Genomic DNA, 14,740 nt, shown 5'->3' with positions numbered 1-14,740 from the left:
TGATTATTGAGTTATAAAATTCCTTGGGAAAAGCTGAAAAACAGCTATTCAGCCTAATCTTCTAATAATTTGTGCTCAATCTTTCCACGCTTTGCCAATTCTTTCTCTCTCACATACGCGTAGATAACCGGCAGCACAATCAGCACAAAGATCGTTGATGTTAGCAGTCCGAATACAAACGGAATCGTTATAGGCTTCATCACATCACTTCCGGCTCCGGTAGCGAAAAGAACCGGCATCAAACCAATCACATCCACGAGCACTGTCATTAACTTAGGACGGAGCCGTTGAACGGCACCTTCATATATCGCATCTTCTATGATTTCGTTTGTGACTTGCCCGGTAGTATGATTTTTTATTTTGAAGTATAGTGAATTGTTCAGGTACACTAACATCAGAACTCCAGTCTCAACCGCTATACCAAACAAGGCGATAAATCCAACTGCTACCGCCACAGAAAAGTTGACGTCAAAGAAGTGTAAGGAATATGCTCCGCCAACAAGTGCGACAGGGATACTACTTAACACGATCAATACTTCCCTCATGCTTTTGAAAGTGAAATAAAGTACAACGAGGATTATTATTAGCACTATCGGGATGATCACCATTAACCGGTTTTGTGCGCGGACTTGGTTTTCGTATTGACCACTCCAGCTCAAATAGTAACCTTTGGGAAGATTTTTTATTGCTTTCTCGAGGCGTTCCTTTGCTTCTGAAACCGTGCTTCCCATGTCCCTGCCTCTTACATTGAAAAGGAGAGTACCCCGAAGCATTGCGTTCTCTGAATTGATCATCGGAGGGCCTTCGGTAACATTTACTTCGGCCACAGATGACAACGGAATCGGACCTAGATTATTCGTCTGAACCTGGAGATTCTTGATTTGATTAATTGTGTTTCTGTAATCTTGCGCAAAGCGAACACTCACTGGAAAGCGTTGACGAGCTTCTATGGTAGTTGTGGTGTTCATCCCGCCCAGCGCAGTTTCAATGAACATATTTACATCGTCAACTGTCAGCCCATAACGACCGATCTCGTCTTTTCGGATCTTGATATCAATGTACTTGCCACCAACAATCGGTTCAACATAAAGGTCAGCCACGCCTTCAAGACCTTCGAGTTGTTTCTTGAACTCGTGTGCAAGCACGTTGATCGAGTCGAGGCTCTGTCCATAGATCTTCACCCCTACATCCGTCCTGATCCCGGTGGAAAGCATGTTGATTCTGTTGATAATTGGTTGTGTATAGCTGTTAATAACTCCGGGTATCGCGAGTTTGCTATTCAACTCCCTTATGATGTCATCCTTTGTAATTCCTTCTCGCCATTCATCTTGCGGCTTGAGAATAATTATTGTTTCTATCATGCTGATTGGCGCATTGTCCGTGGCGGTATTTGCGCGTCCGGCTTTACCTAAAACATTAGCGACTTCCGGGACGGACTTGATGATTCTGTCTTGTACCTGAAGTAATCGTTTTGCTTCGTTGTTAGAGATATCAGGCAATGTAACGGGCATGAACAATAACGAACCTTCGTCAAGCGCAGGCATAAACTCCGTTCCGAGATTAATGACAAGCGGAACGCTGCCGATGACAAGCGCGAGAGCGAGAGCAAGTGTGACCTTTTTCCATTTAAGGCACCATCTTATGACGGGGCCATAAATCCAGGTGAAGAACTTACTTACCGGGTGTTTACTCTCCGGTGTAACTTTCCCTTTAAGAAATAAGGTCATTAAGACCGGGACGAGAATGATCGCTACAAGGCCTGAACCAATCATAGCAAATGTCTTCGTCCATACAAGAGGTGAAAAGAGCTTGTGTTCCTGGCCTGTTAGAAAAAGGATTGGGCTGAACGAAATAAGTGTGATAAGAATAGAACTCACCACAGCCCTGCCAATCAGTTGGGATGATTTCTCAATTTTATCTATTCTTGTTTCCTCCATATCAATTCGTTTCGGCTTCACCGCCTAAAGTCTTCATCGCATTTTCTACCATTACAATTCCTGCATCAACCAAGTCTCCCACAGCAAGTGCTACTCCAGCTAACGACATTATGTTGGATGTTATGCCGAACCAGTTCATAAGTATGAATGCAAAAAGTACCGAGACCGGGATTGTGATGACAACAATAAGCGCACTTCTTACGTGCAGTAAAAAGATGAATAGCACTATCGCTACTACGATGATTTCCTCAGTAACTGCTTCGGTCAAAGTATCTATAGTCGCGTTGATCAGATCTGACCGATCATACGCGGGCTTAATGGTTACTCCAGCTGGTAAACCTTTTTTTACTTCTTCAATTTTTTCCTTTACACGATCGATAACCTCTTTTGCGTTTTCTCCATATCGCATGATCACAATTCCACCTACCTTTTCCCCTTCACCGTTCTCATCAACAATGCCTAAGCGGAGGTCGCCTCCCATTTGTACCGTACCAATATCTTTTACCGTTATCGGTACAGTATTTTCTGTTTTTAGCGGGATGTTCTCAATATCATTTATGTTCTTGATGTAGCCAGTACTTTTGATAATGTAACCGATGTCTGATAGTTCGAATTTACGGCCCCCAACTTCGTTGTTGTTTTCTTTTATTTTGTTTGCAACATCCATTATGGTGATGTTGTGGTAGCGAAGTTTCATTGGATCAACAACAACCTGATATTGTTTTTGATATCCTCCGAATGACGCCACTTCGCTCACGCCTTCTACAGTCTGAAGGCCAAAGCGAACATACCAATCTTGTAATGCTCTTAATTCGCCTAAGTCATAGCCGGGTGCATCAAGAGTATACCAGTATACATGGCCCAACCCCGTTCCGTCCGGCCCAAGGGTGGGAGTTACGTTTGGAGGAAGTAATCGTGTTGCATAGTTTAATCTTTCTAATACCCGCGCACGTGCCCAATAGATCTCAGCATCGTCTTCAAAAATGATAAATACGAAGCTCATCCCGAACATGCTCGCTCCACGAATGTTTTTTACTTTAGGAATGCCCTGAAGATTCGATGTTAACGGGTATGTGATTTGGTCCTCGATGATTTGAGGGTTTCTTCCCATCCATTCTGTGTAGATGATAACCTGATTTTCCGAGAGGTCGGGAAGCGCATCCACAGGCGTATTATATACAGAATAGATTCCGTATATCACCATCATGGAGTACATGATGACCACCATCCATTTGTTCTTGATCGACCAGCTAATCAGTTTCTTGATCATTGCAGTGCTTCAATGATTAAAGGACTAAGATCTATACCGTTGCTACTGTGAACAATGGTATTACAAGTTACAATTTTTGCGGCACCAGCGTCTTGTAATTCCCGATGGGAGTTATCCGCGAAAATCGCATGAACTCCGATGCATATAGGTTTATTGAAACCAAGTTCAAGTAATCGCTTCACCGTTACAATCATCGTGTGTGCTGTTGAAATAATGTCGTCTACAAGCACTGGCGTGCGCTCACGGAATGAGCTGGTTTCAGGGAATGAGATTTCAACATTCCTGTCGCCATGACGTTCCTTGTTTAAAATAAAATATGGAGCATCGGCTTCTTTTGCAACCTGTGACACCCATTGCTCGCTTTCTGAATCCGGTCCGATCAGCACAGCATTAGCGACCGAGTTCTTAATCCACGTTGAAATTGCCCGGGAGGCGTGCAGTACTATGCACGGGGCGGTGTAAACTTCGTTCATTGATTTTCGCCTGTGTAAGTGAGGATCAACAGTAATCATTTTATCTATGTAAGGCGATAACAGTTCACCAAAGTAGGCAGAGGTGACAGCCTCTCCGGGTTTGAACTGTTTATCCTGACGCATATATGCAACGTAGGGCGCGATCAATGTAACGGAAGCTGCCCCCGCATCTTTTACCAGTCGAAGTAAAAAGACGAGTGATAAAAATTTATCGTCTGGCCGATGCAGGCTGGCTATTATTAAGACGGGTTTGTCCAAAACGTCAGTTACTAACCTGACATATGTTTCGCCATCAGGAAAACGTCTCATTTGGATTTCTCCAATTTTACCATTTATGCCTTTTGCAATACTTGCAGTGAGCGATTCATTTCCGGGATATGAAATTACAATTGCGTTCATAAAATCGTTACAACCGGATGGGTAGACGATGCATACTTCTTTGCATAACTCAATTCGCCATCTGACTCAGCGTAAATGGTATAAAGCAGATCTCCTTTTGATACTTTTCTTCCCAGAGGTGACAGAAACTGAATGCCAGCGGAAGGTGACTTTGGTGCCCCTGCAAGCTTTGCAATCCGGGCAAGAGTCCTGTTGTCAATCAATGTTACCTTACCTGATTTTTCAGCAAGTATGTCAAACTGTTTAGATGCAGTCGGTGGTTCCTTAAATCCACCTTGTGCTTCACAGATTCTTATAAATTTTTGATACGCCTTTCCAGATTCCAAAGTATATTTTGCATACTCAATACCCTTGTTTAGTAGACACTTGCCAGATAGTTCCAGCAAAGCCCCCGCAACGTAAAGAGAACGTTCCTTCAAAGACCCTGAATGAAATTGTTCGTTCCTTAACACCTTGAGAACGTCTTGTGCCTCAAGAGCAGGACCGATGCCTGCACCGATTGGCTGCGAGCCATCCGTAATAATGGATCTAACATTTATGCCGATAGCGGTTCCTACCTTATGGAACTGCTCCTGCAATTGAGTGGCAGATTCCTGAGTGCGTACTTTTGCGGTGTCACCCACCGGGATGTCAATTATAACATGTGTAGACCCAGCGGACTTCTTTTTGGAAAGTACGGATGCGATCATCTGCCCTTCACTGTCGATGTCCAGTGCCTTCTCAACCGAAATGATTATATCATCAGCCGGACTGAGTTGAACAGCGCCACCCCATGCGATGCAACCGCCTTCAGCCTCTACGACTTTTCTCATCTGGTCTATCGATAAATTTACTGGCGTCATTGTTTCCATTGTATCGGCAGTTCCTGCTGGCGATGTGATTGCACGAGAGGACGTTTTTGGTATGGTAAGGCCACAGGCGGCAATGATGCTCACAACGATTGGAGTAGTTCGGTTTCCAGGTAGGCCCCCGATGCAATGTTTGTCTAAAACAAGTTCTTTTCCCCAATCCAGCTTCAATCCACTACCGATCATCGCTTTGGTTAACGAGATGACCTCCTTAATATCAAGATTGCTATTGACACAGGCTGTTATAAATGCAGCCAGTTCTACGTTGGAATATCGTCCGGCAACAATGTCTTTTATGATCTCATCTAGCGCGGCTTCGGTGAATCTGTTCCCATACATTTTTCCACGGACTTTCTTGAATGATTCAATTGGATCAAGATGCGATATATGTATAGTATCACCAGTCTTGACACCAAGGCGTTTCATACATTCGGTGGAAAGTCCAGCCTCGTGATGTGCAATGATATCGGACGTGACAACGTTAAGCGTGGCAACCACACTCTTGTTTCCGTTCACAACGATTACCCGGGTAAGTGCAGAAAAACCTTCAGATCGACAAATGTCACAATCATAACGCATGAATATGGTATTCTCACGGTATGTATCGATACCGATATTTTTTACGAAAAGATGCGCCCCAGAACGTGGTATTCCCTTATTCATTTGTTTTGGTGACTAAAGTCCTACTTGTGCTCATAACTGTTGGTCTGAATCGCAGTCAACCCAAATAATGTTGACCCTATTCGTTATTACTCAATAGTGCCCCCGTGAGTTGACTGACTAGGAATTTCTTGCTTCTCTTGTCGAACTTGATAAGCTGGCCATCACGTCTAAAAGTTTCATCAATTTTTCTAAGAAATTCTGCATAATTGTCATGAAAAACGTGATGAAGGTTGTCCATTGTCAATAGAATGGGAGCCGCATCGATTGTTTTACTGAAGTAGTAGTGGATCGCGGTTCTTTTATGACCTCTGATTTCGTGCAAATTGTCGTAAGGATTCAGTATCGAATGGTTCTTCACATCAACAATTCTATAGGTAACGTCTTTACAATCTTTGTAACCAAATATTTCACTCTTAGGCATTGTGAGTAGGCTGTCATTATGGACAACCCGAACAACATCCCTGTGATGAAATTGGTCCGACTTGATCTTATGCCTTTCTGAATTACAATCAATAGCATACGATAACGTTTTTGATTTGTAGTCGGCAAACGTGTTGTAGACTCCGCTGTTATCAACTTGGTCGTTGGCGCCAAAGCTTATTAATGATAGAAGTGCAAACAAGGCGGCATTCATTTGAAATGAATGCGTGGTTTGTTTCGGATGATTTGTAAACACTTTCTTTGCATCTCCAAGCATTTTCTTAAGGCACCACCTGCAATACCAGTCTGCAAGGAAGAAGCATAGTATTTTATTTAATAAGCCTTTTGGTTTTTCATACGAGATAGATAGTTCTGCTTCAGTATTTCCATTTACGTCCTTCAACAAAAGCTTCATTCTGTACCATGAATAGATAATAAGCTTTGTTTCTCCAATAGTCTCCCAAACTTTCTCTACACCATTGATCCACTTTGTAACTTCTACGGTGAAATTCATCATCAATCCCATCATTTTGCCTGTCCAACGATAGCGGGACCCGATTCCGGTTTTGTTAGTGGTTAAAAATTCAAGATTCAGCTTGCTTCCCATCATCATCCCTGATGATTCTGTCATGTGCATTCCGGTGACGCCAAGATCATCTATTGTATTGAATACTTGCTGCGCTGATGCAGAGAAGATTTCCTTTCGTGACAGGGTTTTCATGGCTTTATTGTTTTATGATGTTAAATACTTTAGCAAGTTGATTGATAATAAGACCAGCGAAACTAAATGCAATGATTATTGTCCAATCAAAAATGGTGAGAGGGAACAATGAGAGCGCTTGCCTGACCGTAGGAATTTCATAGCATCCAACCAGGATCACAACACATACTAGAATTGAATACCACACGTATCTGTTTCGAGTGATTTCGGATTTGAAAATGCTCGTTCCTTTTGCGTTCATGTTTAATACGTGGAGCAATTGAGAACAAATCAGCGTAAAGAAAAGGATGTTGTTGCAGAGTTCGGGATTCCATCCTTCTTCCTTGTGAAAGAGGAAGTGGCTTGTCGTGACAGCGCCAAGGCCAGCAGCACTGATTACAATCGAGTAAAATATTATTGTGATCCAAAGAGTTTTAGTAATAATAGGCTCATCACTATTTTTAGGTGCCATCTTCATGATGTTCTTATTTCCTGGCGTCATGCCAAGCGCGAGTGCCGGAAGCACGTCCGTTACCAGATTTATGAAGAGGATCTGTAACGGGAAGAGCTGAAAATGAAGATTGATTACTGCTGTGACCGCTATTGTGAATAATTCGCTGAGGTTGCAGGAAAGGAGAAAGACAACGAACTTTCTAATATTGTCAAAAATTATTCTGCCATGTTTTATTGCTGTTACGATGGAGGCGAATGAATCGTCTTTAATCACCATATCTGCTACATCTTGGGCTACTTGCGTTCCGCGCAATCCCATGGCGATCCCGATGTCAGCTTTCTTTAATGCAGGGGCATCATTAACACCATCACCAGTCATTCCGACAACGAAATTCTTTTCCTGGTATAGCCTTATGAGATCCAGCTTTTGTGCAGGGCTCACTCGCGCGAAAATATTTTGGTTAATCCAGTTTGTTTTTTCTATCTCGGTTAGCTGGTCGTAAGACTTCATGCCTGAGCCAAGTTGAACCTGAGCTGACTCAATACCGAGTTGTCTCCCGATCTCTTTCGCAGTGGCGGGATGATCACCCGTGATCATTACTACTCTGATACCCGCGCTTTTACATTCCCTGATTGCCTGCGCTACATCTTGCCGTGGTGGATCGATTAACCCGATAATTCCTAAGTACGTGAAAGCATCATCTGCAATCCCTGCCTCATTGCGTTCATTCGATGCAACTGCGATAACTTTAAAACCGTCTGCAGCCAGTTTATTCGCGCCTTCTAAAACGTCATGTTTCCAATCTGAAGTTGAATTTATACTTTTGGAGCAGAGGTTTAGAATTGATTCAACTGCGCCCTTGGCCACTGTAACATATTTGCCCTTCCCTTTATGAAGCGTGAGCATGCGCTTGGAGTCTGATGAGAACGGTTCCTCGTCAATCTTTGGATATTGGTTCCGAATTTCTTGAATGTTGCCGTGTTGTGATGCAAATTGTAATAGCGCTATCTCGAGGGGATCGCCAACTTCATTCGACTGATCTATACTTGCTGTGTTGCACAAGACGCAGGCTTCAATTATTTTCTGTTGATTGGTAGAAGGTTGTACACCTGCAACCGTCATTCTGTTTTCGGTTAACGTACCAGTCTTGTCCGTACAGATTACGCTAGTGCCTCCAAGAGTCTCGACAGCCGATAACTTTTTTACTATAACGTTATGCTTCGCCATTTTTAGCATTCCGCGAGCAAGCCCAAGAGTAGCTACAATTGGAAGACCCTCAGGTATTGCAGCAACTGCTAAAGCAATAGCTGTATTTAATATTTCAAAAAGATCATTTCCACCCATCCAGCCTGCGACAAAGATGAGTAGTACAAGAAGCAGTGTTATTTGAATAAGCTTTTTGGTGAAGCTCTCAAGTTTCTTTTCTAAGGGAGTTGCTGCCTGCCTTGCAGATTGAACCATGCTTGCAATCTTACCAAGTTCTGTATTCATACCAGTTGATGTCACATAGTATGTCGCATTGCCATTTGTGACGAAAGTTCCCTTGAACAGATTTTGGTCTGGCGTATTTGGTGATGATTCAACGTTTAGAATTTTCTCCACGGGAACGGATTCTCCCGTAAGGGCTGATTCGTTTACGAGCAACCGTGACAACTTTATGATTTTTCCATCGGCTGGAATGATGTCACCTGCTTCTAAATACACAAGTTCTCCGGGAACAATTTGCTCGGAGTTGATCTCTTTAACCTTTCCGTCACGGATCACTTTTGATAATACCACAGAAAGCTTTTGTAAAGCCTCCATCGAGCGGTCTGCCTGAAACTCCATGTAGAATCCAATTGCCGCGTTGATAAGAATGACGACAAGGATCGCAATTCCGTCAAGCCATTCATTGAAGTAGAACGACATTGACACAGCGAACAATAGTATATAAACAATTGGCGACTTGAATTGACCAACAAGGATTTGCCAAAGTGAGTGATGATTTTCGGTTTCAATCTTGTTTAAACCGAACTCTTTTTGAAGTCGAAAAACTTCGCTTTCAGTTAACCCATTCATCAAATTATCTTTGAGGATTGGCTGATCTGGCGCTATGATACTCCGGGCGTTCATGAATTGATGGGGTGCTTTGTTTTGCGCGCTGGCACAGATTGAGACATTCCTCAAGTACAGTTTTGATTCGAGTAGCTTTTATTCCGATTTGACTCAATGCCTTTTCATTTTTCCGGAGTTCATGACAAAGCACCAGCTGCATTTCAAGAAGTGCTTTCTTTTCTGTTAGCGTAAGCGATGTAAGCGTGGTTATCGGATAAAGTCCTAGCGAATCGATAAGATCTTTAAGACTTCCTTTGGCAGGATAGTCCCAGCCGAGCAGTTTTAGCGCAGCACAATTTGCATATTGAATTGCGTCTAGTGTAAACCGGGTATTCGTAACCACCCAGCCTTGGTGAAATTTATTTTCATGACCTGGAAGAGTTTTCCATTGTGCAGCTACATCGAGGAATCGCGATTGTATGTACAACGGAATCTTCACGTCACATACTGTTCCCGGTTGGTTGTGATATTTGCATTCTATCATGAAATGATGATTATCCTTTTCTGCAATGACGTCTACCTCATGGTTAACGCACTTGCCCGCGACGATCTTTGAGACTTCCACTTGGAAACCCTGATGTTTTAATAGTTCTCCAATAAATCTTTCGAACGGGTAGCCCGATGGACCCAAAATCATGATCGCAGTTTTCAGATTGTATCGTGCAGCCAGGAACCTCGATTGTTCCTTCAAGAGGGCGAATGCTTTCCTGTAAATTTTTTTTGTTGATATTCCAGGATAAAGCTCCGAGGTGATTGTATTAGCGATCTCGAGAGCTTGGGTCTCATCGGCTCCGGATCGCGTTAATGAATTGAAGAGTTTTTTTGGGTCGAAGACGGACTTTTCCCCATTCGCTTTTGTGATCTCAAGTGATAGTTGTCCGTTCTGCATAACGTTGTCAGTGAATTAAAAGAGGCGTCCGGTTGTAGGCTTTTCACTACTTGTCCTTAACGTCCTTGTCGATTTCTTTAGCATCCTCATTTTCGGAGCTAAAGAAGCAATGAAGGGCGCAACCATGAGACTTGTCTTTGTAGCCAGATTCGACTTTTGCAACTTCCTTTCCAGCAACTTTCACAACTCCATCGGGGTCGGTTGTTACAACGTGTCCTTTCATTGATTTGTAGCTTCCGTCTTTCTGGATTTTTCCGATAGTTTTTCCACTTGCAGTTGTGACATCCCCATGGCCGGAGATTACACCGATCACTTTTCCGGTTTCGTCACATACTTTTCCATTTTTAATAGACCCAAGCGTTTTGCCACTATCATCGATTACCGTTCCGTCCGCCTGTAAGCGTGGGTGCATGCCTCTGTGCTTAGGTGGCATCTCTCTTTTCTGTTGCGCCTCTTGCGCGTTTACAAATGAAAATGCAAACATGAGTAGCATTATCATTAAAAGTGTTCTGTTTTTCATTGATATGTGTGTTTTAATCAACAATAGGTAAAGATTACAATTGTCATTGTGCTACGATTTGACTTTTGCCCATACGGAAACATGATCTTTGTCACATTTTCGGGAATAAAAAAAGGTCGTGGAAAGAATCCCACGACCTCCGTACCATTAAGTCGGCTTTTTAAAGTGCCTCGGCTTTGTATCCCGCCTTCTCCACTGCCTGAATAACCTTTGACTTGTCATCCTCACCGACAACTGTCAGCACTTTTGATGGGTTATTGTAATCAACTTCCCAATTGTCGTCGCCTAAAGCTTCGTTCAGGAAAGGAGTTACTTTCGCTACGCACCCTGAACACTTTATGTTTGTTTTGAATTTTGTTGTTTCCATTTTTAGTTAAAGTTTAAAGAATTCCATTTACGACATTGTATCCCGCTTTTTGAATAGCTGAAACTACCGCCTCTTTCGTCAGCCCGTTCGACAGTTCGATTTCTGCTTTGGTCGGCGCAACCGACTTTACATTTCCACCGATAGCCGTTACCGTGTTCGTCACAGTCATTTGGCAATGCGTGCTTTTCATAGTGGGGATTGTCAGATTTATCGTTTCCATATTTTGTTTATGTTTTATATGTAAATAACGTTGGAACGTAGTAGAAAGCTTTACATTAAAGCGGGGAAGGTTTATATAATTATCAACTGGATTTTATGGCAATTCCGTCTGAAGTTGGAAACCCCTGGCATAAAAGTATCTGGCCGCTTTTCAGTTCATCTTCACTCAGGATGTGATTTCTTCGAAGCTTGACTTCACCGCGGATCAGTTGCGCGCGGCAAGTGCCGCATTGCCCTTCCGTACAAGAAAATGGCAACTTTACGCTATTGTCAATTGCTGCCTGTAGAATGGACTTACCACTCCGGACAATCAAGAATTTTTCTTCACCTTTTACGTGGACACTAACTTCACGAGTCGGAAGATTAGAAAAGTCAAATTCCTGTTTTTCTTGCGGTAGGAAAAAGTGCTCTTTATATATCTTTGCCTCAGCATCAACAGAGTAAATCGTCTCCTCGATTAATTTAATTAAAGAAGAGGGCCCGCACAAAAAGTATTCGACCTTATTTGGAATTTCATCCGAAATGTTCTTAAGCATTTTCTTGATGATCAATTTCGAAGGACGTCCCCTGTAAAAAACTTCAAAGCCCGCGGGCACCCTTTCTTCTTGTGTGAGAATGTGATAAACCTTAAGCCTCTCCTTAAATAAGCGTCTAAGCAATAAAAGGGCGTCCTTAAAAATAATTGTTGAGTAACTTCTGTTGGTGTAAATCAGGGAGATAGCGGAATGCGGTTCATTGTACAGAATGGTTTTCAGAATAGACATAATTGGTGTGATCCCGCTGCCTGCCGCAAACATCACCAGATGACGCTTATTACTAGTATGAGGGTCAATCGAAAATTCACCGGATACTCCCTCAAGAACGATTTCAGGGCTTCCCTTCATTGATTGAAGATAGTTCGATATCAACCCGCCCACTATAGCACGAACCGTGATTCCTGCATCCTTATCTTGTTGTGGAGATGTATGAAAAGAATAAGTCCTTTTAAATGGTTCGTTATTGACTTTGAAGGACAATAATGCATGTTGCCCCGCCTTGTATTGTTCTAATATCCCGGTCTTTCGAAAGTATAAGCTTATTGAATCATCAGTGGGTTTCGACGTCCTAACAATTTCCAGTTTCATATTCAAACTAACAATGTTTGAAAAGGCGGTACCTTATACATAAACCGGTAAGTTTTATAAAATTAAACGAACCAGTTACCGCAGCACCGATAATGACCCGCATTCTTTTAAGTGGAGCGCTTGTAGATCATGCCGACTGAAACGTGATGTTTGGATGGGCGGGTTGTATTTATATTTCGTTGTATTAAAATCTAAAATACAACGCTAATGCACAACATAGCCACCATAATCCCCACCGCTAATAAAATTGCTCTACTAAAATTTTTCATTGCTGACTTTTAATGAGATAAAGATACCTCAATCACGTAGGGCAGCACTTGTACTTAAGCAGGTACGATTTATAGGATTTAGATGTTCATTGCTGTCCCAGCAAGAATTTGCCCGGGGAGGAATGGAATAGTTGCGAGCAATGTTCACTGCAGAAATGGTAAGTTGACCTATTGTATACACAACTACTTAAGGCTTTAGCAGGATCTATATGCATGTGGCAAACAGGATCTACATGCAAAAGGCTAGCATTTGATAAAGGTAAAAGTTCAAATAGGTCGACTTCATCAAGGACATTTTTGAAGCGATGGCTGCCGATGGGTCTGAATTGAGGTTGATGAGTAGCAGGCACTTTTGAAAAAAACGATGCTGAACACAGTATCTGGCCTCGGCATGCAATATTCATAATTCGGGAAGCTACATTGATTGTCGACCCGAAAAGGTTTTCATTTTCAATGAAGACTGAGCCAAAATGCATTCCGGCGTGTATGGAAAGAAAGTGGTTTTGCTCAAGAGTCAATGCGTTTATCTGGTTGACCGTTGCAATAAGATCGACCGTATTGTCTGCAATCATCACCACTTGGTCTCCAACTCGCTGCATTACCTTGGTTGTACCCGAACAAGCACCATTAACAATTTCCATGTATTTATTCACAATCCTGGCAGCTGAAGCACCGCCGTGAACATCAGTCATCGCGGTGTATCCAGTGAGATCTGCCATCAGGATTGAGATTTCTTTTTCCATGCTTCCTTGTTGTCCACTAAAGTAGTCCAAGTGCTTTATCTAATACCAATTTAGCCATTTTAACATTGAAAATTAGATTAAGACGATTCATCTTAGATTCAGTCAAAGCCAGCTCGGCATCTGACAACTCAAGGCGCGAGCTCAAACCATTCCTGTAACGGTCGTTGACAATTGTGAAATTCATTTCAGCAGCATGTACAGTTCGTTCCTGAACTGAAACACGTTGGACTACTTCCTTGAGATTGTTTTGCAGGGTTGCAATTTCAGTGTTCGCTTTTTCCGTAGCATCTTCTAAACGTAGCACGCTGCTTTGTAACTGAATGTTCGATTGCCGAATCTTTGAATTGATTCTGTTTCCCGTAAAGATCGGTACATTTGCTTGCAAGCCGAGAAAGGATGTTTTTGGCCATCGATACGAATCAAAAGTCCTGTTGTCAGCTTGTGCTTGTATTTGATACATGCCAACCACGGAAAGCGTTGGAAGCCGTTGAGCTTTGCTTTGACTCAATAAGTTTTTGCTTAATTCAACATTAAGTTTTTGTATTTGAATGTCCGGTCGATTCTGAATTGCATCAGTATATAGCGATTCCCCCGCTGCAAAGTATCCGCCTTCCCTATCGTGTGTTAGACTATCCGTCAACACCAGCATTTCAATTTTATTCGTCCCGAGCAACTGCTGTAATTGCAACAGAGCCACTTTTCTTTGATTTTCCAGGTAAGAAATGGTCGTCTTAAGGTTTTCGACAACTATGAAATTTCTCAGAGTATCAACTTTAAGATTTTTCCCTTGTAGCAGCAACATTCTGGAATCTTCTAGTGACCTCTGGTTGCGAGCGAAGCTTTGCCTATTTAGTTCAATGCTTTCCTGAATGAGCAACGCTTTATAGTATGTGGCAGTAACGTCAACCGTTACCTGTGCGAGACGATCTTTTACATCAAGTTCTTGAACAGACTCATTGATTCGTGAAGATTTAATTTGCCTTCTTGCCGCCTCAAATACGATTGGCTGGTGAATTGATAGATACGTGTTAAATGTATTCTTTCCACCCACGGCGACATCAACGACTGGTTCTGTATCGTTGCCTGTAAATGCTCCTGGCATGAATATGACTTGCCTGTCAAAATAGTATGAATATCCACCAGTTGCTGAGATACTTGGCAGCATGAATGCTTTCGAAATATTTGTTTCTTCGTGTGCTGATTTGGTTTCAAGCATTTCGATCTTTAACCCTTTATTATTTTCCCTTGCAATGGTTAGGGCTTCTGGAAGAGATAGCTTTCTGTCTTGTGCATGTAGGCTTAGGGTTGCAAAGAGGGCTATTCCCGTCCACCAGTTTGAGATATTTTTCAT

13 protein-coding genes are annotated in these 14,740 nt (G+C 42.4%); all 13 read right to left on the bottom strand.

Translation table 11 applies throughout. The annotated features are described in order from the left end of the window. Positions 1-53 precede the first annotated feature (53 nt). Entirely contained in the window at positions 54-1,937 is a 1,884-nt protein-coding gene (locus P2W71_RS25455; protein ID WP_276374241.1) for an efflux RND transporter permease subunit, read from the bottom strand. 1 nt (position 1,938) lies between these two features. Further along, positions 1,939-3,207 (bottom strand): efflux RND transporter permease subunit, encoded by a 1,269-nt coding sequence (locus P2W71_RS25450; RefSeq protein ID WP_276374240.1) that lies wholly within the window; start codon positions 3,205-3,207, stop codon positions 1,939-1,941. Beyond that, on the bottom strand, positions 3,204-4,079 hold the full coding sequence (locus P2W71_RS25445) for a ribose-phosphate pyrophosphokinase (RefSeq protein ID WP_276374239.1): 876 nt from the start codon (positions 4,077-4,079) through the stop codon (positions 3,204-3,206). The genes P2W71_RS25450 and P2W71_RS25445 overlap by 4 nt, the downstream gene beginning before the upstream one ends. After that, a complete protein-coding gene (locus P2W71_RS25440; protein WP_276374238.1) occupies positions 4,076-5,590 on the bottom strand; it encodes a thymidine phosphorylase family protein in 1,515 nt (504 codons plus the stop codon). Before P2W71_RS25440 ends, P2W71_RS25445 begins: the two co-directional genes overlap by 4 nt. Before the next feature lie 76 nt (positions 5,591-5,666). Beyond that, the gene (locus P2W71_RS25435) at positions 5,667-6,731 is read right to left on the bottom strand and encodes a hypothetical protein (RefSeq protein WP_276374237.1); all 1,065 of its coding nucleotides are present in this window, start codon (positions 6,729-6,731) and stop codon (positions 5,667-5,669) included. A 4-nt stretch (positions 6,732-6,735) separates the two neighbouring features. Continuing rightward, positions 6,736-9,276, bottom strand: a complete 2,541-nt coding sequence (locus P2W71_RS25430; RefSeq protein ID WP_276374236.1) for a cation-translocating P-type ATPase — start codon at positions 9,274-9,276, stop codon at positions 6,736-6,738. Further along, the gene (locus tag P2W71_RS25425) at positions 9,227-10,147 is read right to left on the bottom strand and encodes a restriction endonuclease (RefSeq protein WP_276374235.1); all 921 of its coding nucleotides are present in this window, start codon (positions 10,145-10,147) and stop codon (positions 9,227-9,229) included. The genes P2W71_RS25430 and P2W71_RS25425 overlap by 50 nt, the downstream gene beginning before the upstream one ends. 46 nt (positions 10,148-10,193) lie before the next feature. After that, on the bottom strand, positions 10,194-10,667 hold the full coding sequence (locus P2W71_RS25420) for a 5-fold beta-flower protein (RefSeq protein ID WP_276374234.1): 474 nt from the start codon (positions 10,665-10,667) through the stop codon (positions 10,194-10,196). A gap of 160 nt (positions 10,668-10,827) precedes the next feature. Beyond that, positions 10,828-11,034 (bottom strand): cation transporter, encoded by a 207-nt coding sequence (locus P2W71_RS25415; RefSeq protein WP_276374233.1) that lies wholly within the window; start codon positions 11,032-11,034, stop codon positions 10,828-10,830. 13 nt (positions 11,035-11,047) lie between these two features. Beyond that, the gene (locus tag P2W71_RS25410; RefSeq protein WP_276374232.1) at positions 11,048-11,254 is read right to left on the bottom strand and encodes a heavy-metal-associated domain-containing protein; all 207 of its coding nucleotides are present in this window, start codon (positions 11,252-11,254) and stop codon (positions 11,048-11,050) included. Between the two features lie 82 nt (positions 11,255-11,336). After that, complete coding sequence (locus P2W71_RS25405) at positions 11,337-12,377, bottom strand: 2Fe-2S iron-sulfur cluster-binding protein (protein WP_276374231.1); 1,041 nt, start codon at positions 12,375-12,377, stop codon at positions 11,337-11,339. Positions 12,378-12,732: 355 nt separating this feature from the next. Further along, the gene (locus tag P2W71_RS25400) at positions 12,733-13,389 is read right to left on the bottom strand and encodes a YHS domain-containing protein (RefSeq protein WP_276374230.1); all 657 of its coding nucleotides are present in this window, start codon (positions 13,387-13,389) and stop codon (positions 12,733-12,735) included. Between the two features lie 16 nt (positions 13,390-13,405). Further along, positions 13,406-14,740, bottom strand: a complete 1,335-nt coding sequence (locus P2W71_RS25395; protein WP_276374229.1) for a TolC family protein — start codon at positions 14,738-14,740, stop codon at positions 13,406-13,408.

Source organism: Chryseolinea sp. H1M3-3, assembly GCF_029360725.1.
GTDB lineage: Bacteria > Bacteroidota > Bacteroidia > Cytophagales > Cyclobacteriaceae > Chryseolinea.
The sequence above is the reverse complement of the archived record's forward strand: the minus strand, read 5'-3'. Positions and strand labels throughout refer to the sequence as shown.